Annotated in this window: 3 rRNA genes; all 3 read left to right on the top strand. The window is 58.1% G+C overall.

What is annotated here, in order from left to right:
* Nucleotides 1–18 precede the first annotated feature (18 nt).
* Nucleotides 19–1,533 (top strand): 16S ribosomal RNA (locus tag FB454_RS34570).
* A 390-nt stretch (nt 1,534–1,923) separates the two neighbouring features.
* A 23S ribosomal RNA gene (locus FB454_RS34565) occupies nt 1,924–5,033 on the top strand.
* A 79-nt stretch (nt 5,034–5,112) separates the two neighbouring features.
* Nucleotides 5,113–5,229, top strand: a 5S ribosomal RNA gene (gene rrf / locus FB454_RS34560).
* Together the 16S, 23S and 5S rRNA genes form the textbook arrangement of a ribosomal RNA operon.
* The last annotated feature ends 9 nt before the right edge of the window (nt 5,230–5,238 follow it).

Genomic DNA, 5,238 nt, shown 5'->3' with positions numbered 1-5,238 from the left:
ATGCTGTTCGACAAGTTTTTGTTGGAGAGTTTGATCCTGGCTCAGGACGAACGCTGGCGGCGTGCTTAACACATGCAAGTCGAGCGGAAAGGCCCTTCGGGGTACTCGAGCGGCGAACGGGTGAGTAACACGTGAGCAACCTGCCCCAGGCTTTGGGATAACCCCGGGAAACCGGGGCTAATACCGAATATGACCTCTGACCGCATGGTTGGTGGTGGAAAGTTTTTCGGCTTGGGATGGGCTCGCGGCCTATCAGCTTGTTGGTGGGGTGATGGCCTACCAAGGCGACGACGGGTAGCCGGCCTGAGAGGGCGACCGGCCACACTGGGACTGAGACACGGCCCAGACTCCTACGGGAGGCAGCAGTGGGGAATATTGCACAATGGGCGGAAGCCTGATGCAGCGACGCCGCGTGAGGGATGACGGCCTTCGGGTTGTAAACCTCTTTCAGCAGGGACGAAGCGTAAGTGACGGTACCTGCAGAAGAAGCGCCGGCCAACTACGTGCCAGCAGCCGCGGTAAGACGTAGGGCGCGAGCGTTGTCCGGATTTATTGGGCGTAAAGAGCTCGTAGGCGGCTTGTCGCGTCGACCGTGAAAACTTGGGGCTCAACCCCAAGCCTGCGGTCGATACGGGCAGGCTAGAGTTCGGTAGGGGAGACTGGAATTCCTGGTGTAGCGGTGAAATGCGCAGATATCAGGAGGAACACCGGTGGCGAAGGCGGGTCTCTGGGCCGATACTGACGCTGAGGAGCGAAAGCGTGGGGAGCGAACAGGATTAGATACCCTGGTAGTCCACGCTGTAAACGTTGGGCGCTAGGTGTGGGGGGCCTCTCCGGTTCCCTGTGCCGCAGCTAACGCATTAAGCGCCCCGCCTGGGGAGTACGGCCGCAAGGCTAAAACTCAAAGGAATTGACGGGGGCCCGCACAAGCGGCGGAGCATGCGGATTAATTCGATGCAACGCGAAGAACCTTACCTGGGTTTGACATGGCCGCAAAACTGTCAGAGATGGCAGGTCCTTCGGGGGCGGTCACAGGTGGTGCATGGCTGTCGTCAGCTCGTGTCGTGAGATGTTGGGTTAAGTCCCGCAACGAGCGCAACCCTCGTTCGATGTTGCCAGCGCGTTATGGCGGGGACTCATCGAAGACTGCCGGGGTCAACTCGGAGGAAGGTGGGGATGACGTCAAGTCATCATGCCCCTTATGTCCAGGGCTTCACGCATGCTACAATGGCCGGTACAATGGGCTGCGATACCGTGAGGTGGAGCGAATCCCAAAAAGCCGGTCTCAGTTCGGATCGGGGTCTGCAACTCGACCCCGTGAAGTCGGAGTCGCTAGTAATCGCAGATCAGCAACGCTGCGGTGAATACGTTCCCGGGCCTTGTACACACCGCCCGTCACGTCACGAAAGTCGGCAACACCCGAAGCCGGTGGCCCAACCCTTGTGGAGGGAGCCGTCGAAGGTGGGGCTGGCGATTGGGACGAAGTCGTAACAAGGTAGCCGTACCGGAAGGTGCGGCTGGATCACCTCCTTTCTAAGGAGCACCATCCACCGAAAGGTGGCATGGAGCCCACACCGCCCGAACGTGGTGGTGGGGTGCTCAGATGGCGGAGACACTGGCAAGTTCGGCGCCGGCAACGGCCGTGGTTCCTCTAGTACAGCTGCTCTTCGGGGTGGTGGGAACGAGACTGTGGTGCGGCTGGTGAAGGATGTAAGCACCCTGTTGGGTCCTGAAGGAACAACCCGAGTGGTTGTTGTTTCAGAGCCTTGAGATGCCCCTGGTGGACGATGTTCCCGGGGGTGGAGGCGCCAGGCATGGCCTGGTCTCGCATACCGCCGGCGGTTGCCGGGTTGTTGGTGTGGGGCTGTGGGTTGTGGGTTGGTTGTTTGTTGAGAATTGCACAGTGGACGCGAGCATCTTTGTGGTCAAGTTGTCAAGGGCGAACGGTGGATGCCTTGGCACCAGGAGCCGATGAAGGACGTGGGAGGCCGCGATAGGCCTGGGGGAGCTGTCAACCAAGCTGTGATCCCAGGGTGTCCGAATGGGGAAACCCGGCATCAGTCATGTGATGTCACCCGCACCTGAACACATAGGGTGTGTGGGGGGAACGCGGGGAAGTGAAACATCTCAGTACCCGTAGGAAGAGAAAACAAATAGTGATTCCGTGAGTAGTGGCGAGCGAAAGCGGATTGAGGCTAAACCGGCGGCGTGTGATACCTGTCAGGGGTTGCGTGGTCGGGGTTGTGGGACCCTGCTCAACAGACTGACATCTGTTGGAGAAGTTACAAAGCCAGTGGCTAGTCGAACAGTCTGGAATGGCTGACCGTAGACGGTGATAGTCCGGTAGGTGAAAGCTGCTGGTCTTCTGTGGGTGTTCCCGAGTAGCGGCGGACTCCTGAAATCTGCCGTGAATCTGCCAGGACCACCTGGTAAGCCTAAATACTTCCTGGTGACCGATAGCGGACAAGTACCGTGAGGGAATGGTGAAAAGTACCCCGGGAGGGGAGTGAAATAGTACCTGAAACCGTTCGCCTACAATCCGTCGGAGCCTTGCGGGGTGACGGCGTGCCTTTTGAAGAATGAGCCTGCGAGTTAGTGGCATGTGGCGAGGTTAACCCGTGTGGGGGAGCCGTAGCGAAAGCGAGTCTGAATAGGGCGTTTTCAGTCGCATGCTCTAGACCCGAAGCGGAGTGATCTAGCCATGGGCAGGCTGAAGCGCGGGTAAGACCGCGTGGAGGGCCGAACCCACCAACGTTGAAAAGTTGGGGGATGACCTGTGGTTAGGGGTGAAAGGCCAATCAAACTCCGTGATAGCTGGTTCTCCCCGAAATGCATTTAGGTGCAGCGTCGCGTGTTTCTTGCCGGAGGTAGAGCACTGGATGGTCTAGGGGGCCCACAAGCTTACCGAAATCAGCCAAACTCCGAATGCCGGTAAGTGAGAGCGCGGCAGTGAGACTGCGGGGGATAAGCTTCGTAGTCGAGAGGGAAACAGCCCAGATCACCAGCTAAGGCCCCTAAGCGTGTGCTAAGTGGAAAAGGATGTGGGGTCGCATAGACAACCAGGAGGTTGGCTTAGAAGCAGCCACCCTTTAAAGAGTGCGTAATAGCTCACTGGTCAAGTGGTTCCGCGCCGACAATGTAGCGGGGCTCAAGCACACCGCCGAAGCTGTGGCATTCACATTTTAACTTCGTGCCTCCTTGATGGGGTATGCAGGTGTGTGGATGGGTAGGGGAGCGTCGTGCCGGGGGTGAAGCAGCGGGGTGACCCAGTTGTGGACGCGGCACGAGTGAGAATGCAGGCATGAGTAGCGAAAGAAGGGTGAGAAACCCTTCCGCCGGATGACCAAGGGTTCCAGGGCCAGGCTAATCCGCCCTGGGTGAGTCGGGACCTAAGGCGAGGCCGAGAGGCGTAGTCGATGGACAACGGGTTGATATTCCCGTACCCGCGAAAGAGCGACCCTGACGAACCTCGTTGTGCTAACCACCCGAACTGCCGGCGGTCTTCGGACCAATGGTGGGGAGCGTGGGAACCTGGCGGGTAGTAGTCAAGCGATGGGGTGACGCAGGAAGGTAGCTGAGCCCGGCCGGTGGTTGTGCCGGGGTAAGCGTGTAGGCCGGCGTGTAGGCAAATCCGCACGCCACATAGGCTGAGACGTGATGCCGAGCCGATTCAGGTGAAGTCAGTGATCCTATGCTGCCGAGAAAAGCCTCTAGCGAGTTCTTAGCGGCCCGTACCCCAAACCGACACAGGTGGTCAGGTAGAGAATACCGAGGCGATCGGGCGAACTGTGGTTAAGGAACTCGGCAAATTGCCCCCGTAACTTAGGGAGAAGGGGGGCCGGAGACGTGAAGCCCCGCGCGGGTGGAGCGTTGTATGGCCGCAGAGAGCAGGGGGAAGCGACTGTTTACTAAAAACACAGGTCCATGCGAAGAAGTAATTCGATGTATATGGACTGACGCCTGCCCGGTGCTGGAACGTTAAGGGGACCTGTTAGCTCTCACGAGCGAAGCGGAGAACTTAAGCGCCAGTAAACGGCGGTGGTAACTATAACCATCCTAAGGTAGCGAAATTCCTTGTCGGGTAAGTTCCGACCTGCACGAATGGCGTAACGACTTCCCCACTGTCTCAACCACAGGCCCGGCGAAATTGCATTACGAGTAAAGATGCTCGTTACGCGCGGCAGGACGGAAAGACCCCGGGACCTTTACTATAGCTTGACATTGGTATCTGAATTAGCTTGTGTAGGATAGGTGGGAGCCGGTGAAGTCCATACGCCAGTATGGGTGGAGGCAATCTTGAAATACCACTCTGGTTGATTTGGGTATCTAACTTCGGACCGTTATCCGGTTCAGGGACAGTGTCTGGTGGGTAGTTTAACTGGGGCGGTTGCCTCCTAAAGGGTAACGGAGGCGCCCAAAGGTTCCCTCAGCCTGGTTGGCAATCAGGTGTTGAGTGCAAGTGCACAAGGGAGCTTGACTGTGAGACTGACAGGTCGAGCAGGGACGAAAGTCGGGACTAGTGATCCGGCACTGGCATGTGGAAGCGGTGTCGCTCAACGGATAAAAGGTACCCCGGGGATAACAGGCTGATCTTCCCCAAGAGTCCATATCGACGGGATGGTTTGGCACCTCGATGTCGGCTCGTCGCATCCTGGGGCTGTAGCAGGTCCCAAGGGTTGGGCTGTTCGCCCATTAAAGCGGTACGCGAGCTGGGTTTAGAACGTCGTGAGACAGTTCGGTCCCTATCCGCCGTGCGCGTAGGATACTTGAGAAGGGCTGTCCCTAGTACGAGAGGACCGGGACGGACGAACCTCTGGTGTGCCAGTTGTCCCGCCAGGGGCACGGCTGGTTAGCTACGTTCGGAAGGGATAACCGCTGAAAGCATCTAAGCGGGAAGCTCGCTTCAAGATGAGGTATCCCACCCACATTTGTGGGGTAAGGCCCCCAGCTAGACGACTGGGTTGATAGGCCGGAAATGTAAGCCCGGTAACGGGTTCAGTTGACCGGTACTAATAGGCCGAGGACTTGACTACTAAGCTGCTACGCGTCCACTGTGCAACTCTGAACAAACCACCACCCATGTTGTTGGGTTGGTTGACATGTTCATAGAGTTACGGCGGTCATGGCGGAGGGGAAACGCCCGGTCACATTCCGAACCCGGAAGCTAAGCCCTCCAGCGCCGATGGTACTGCACTCGGGAGGGTGTGGGAGAGTAGGACACCGCCGGACAATCTTCCA

It is taken from the genome of Micromonospora sp. CNZ297 (assembly GCF_007827625.1).
Note: the sequence above shows the minus strand (reverse complement) of the source record. Positions and strands in the feature narration are given on the sequence as shown.